Raw genomic sequence first — 1,381 nt, 5'->3', positions numbered from 1 at the left:
TTGCGCTGGAGCAGCACCAGGCCGCTGAGGAAAATCGCGTTGATGATCTCCTCCTTGCTCTGGAAATAGACATAGAGGGTCGCCTTGCTGTATTCCGACTCCCGGGCGAATATCCTCCTCTTTGGGCATACGCACCAGGCGATGTGCACCTATAAAAAGGGCCTGTGGATCATGAACCCGGGGAGCGTGCGGGGCTGGGACGCCAGCTACGGCGTTATAATTTTGGATGGGGAAAATACGGTATGTTATACCAATCCTGTGTGATAGGGAGGAAAAACCATGCTTTTGACCATTGATGTGGGCAACACCAATATGGTATTTACCATTTTTGAGGGAGAGACGCGGCGGGGCGGCTTCCGCCTGAAAACCGACGGCAACCGCACCGCGGACGAGATCGGCCTGCTGGTGTGGAGCTATTTTCAGCGCTTCGGTCTGGCGGCGGAGGATGTGGAGGACGTGGTGATCGCGTCGGTGGTGCCGCCGGTGATGTACGCCCTGAAAACTGCCATGGAGCGCTATTTCGGCCGCACGCCCCTGGTGGTGGACGAGGATCTGGACCCGGGCCTGCCCTATGGGGTGCCGGGGGACGAGCGGCTGGGTCCGGACCGGTCGGTGGCCTGCGTGGGCGCGCTGGAAAAGTACGGCGGACCGCTGATCGTGCTGGACTTCGGCACCGCCACCACCCTGGACGCAGTGGACGGACAGGGCAGATACCGGGGGGGCTGCATCGCCGCGGGGGTGCGCATCTCCATGGACGCCCTCTTCCAAAAGACCGCCATGCTGCCCAATGTGGCCCTGTGTCCGCCGGAGCGGGTGCTGGGCGCCACGGCGGTGGAGCACATCCAGGCCGGCTGTGTGCTGGGCTATATCGGCGCCATGGAATACCTGGTGCGTCTGGCCCGGGAGGAGCTGGGAGAGGGGGGCGTCCGTGTGGTGGCCACCGGCGGACTGTCCGCCATGGTGGCCCGGCACAGCGACATCATCGACGTGGTGGACGACGACCTGGTGAGCGAGGGCTTGCGGGTGATCTACCGGCGCAGACAGGAGGCCCGGTGAGGGGGTTCTCTCTTGCCAGCGGGTGAAAGAAATGGTATGATAGAATAAAAAAGAGCAGGGGATGTTCCGGCACAGCCTCAGCGGGAAAGCCGGAGAGAAGAGGTGTGGCTATGAGTAAAAAGCAGGCGCTGACTGAATTTCACCGCGGTTCCATCCTGGCGGCCGCCGAGCGGCTGTTTGCCGAAAAGGGGATCGACAAGACCACCATGGACGATATCGCCCGGGAGTCGGAATACAGCAAGGCGACCCTCTATGTCTATTTCCAGAGCAAGGAGGAGATCATCAACGCGATTTTCCTCAGCGGCCTGGTGCTGCTCCAGCGCAA

General features: G+C 61.6%; 4 protein-coding genes. 3 read left to right on the top strand and 1 reads right to left on the bottom strand.

Going from position 1 to position 1,381, the window contains the following annotated elements; translation table 11 throughout:
• Positions 1-149, bottom strand: a 149-nt coding sequence (locus H7U37_RS16305) for a TetR family transcriptional regulator (protein WP_204876919.1), incomplete at its 3' end; no start/stop codon positions are given.
• Here H7U37_RS16305 and H7U37_RS14850 point away from each other — a divergent pair.
• The 3 genes from H7U37_RS14850 to H7U37_RS14840 all read left to right on the top strand — a co-directional run.
• Positions 142-264 (top strand): hypothetical protein, encoded by a 123-nt coding sequence (locus H7U37_RS14850; RefSeq protein ID WP_204876916.1) that lies wholly within the window; start codon positions 142-144, stop codon positions 262-264. The two genes, H7U37_RS16305 and H7U37_RS14850, sit on opposite strands and share 8 nt — an antisense overlap.
• A 15-nt stretch (positions 265-279) precedes the next feature.
• Complete coding sequence (locus H7U37_RS14845) at positions 280-1,056, top strand: type III pantothenate kinase (protein WP_204876914.1); 777 nt, start codon at positions 280-282, stop codon at positions 1,054-1,056.
• Between the two features lie 110 nt (positions 1,057-1,166).
• The coding region (locus H7U37_RS14840; protein WP_204876912.1) for a helix-turn-helix domain-containing protein at positions 1,167-1,381 on the top strand (215 nt) is incomplete at its 3' end.

The organism is Pseudoflavonifractor phocaeensis, assembly GCF_016901735.1.
Taxonomy (GTDB): Bacteria; Bacillota; Clostridia; order Oscillospirales; family Oscillospiraceae; genus Pseudoflavonifractor_A.
This window is presented reverse-complemented; position numbering and strand designations above follow the sequence as displayed.

What these genes read in the sequence shown, in the direction of transcription:
- H7U37_RS14845 (WP_204876914.1), top strand. Translation starts at nt 280, where the DNA reads ATGCTTTTGACCATTGATGTGGGCAACACCAATATGGTATTTACCATT.
- H7U37_RS14850 (WP_204876916.1), top strand. Translation starts at nt 142, where the DNA reads ATGTGCACCTATAAAAAGGGCCTGTGGATCATGAACCCGGGGAGCGTG.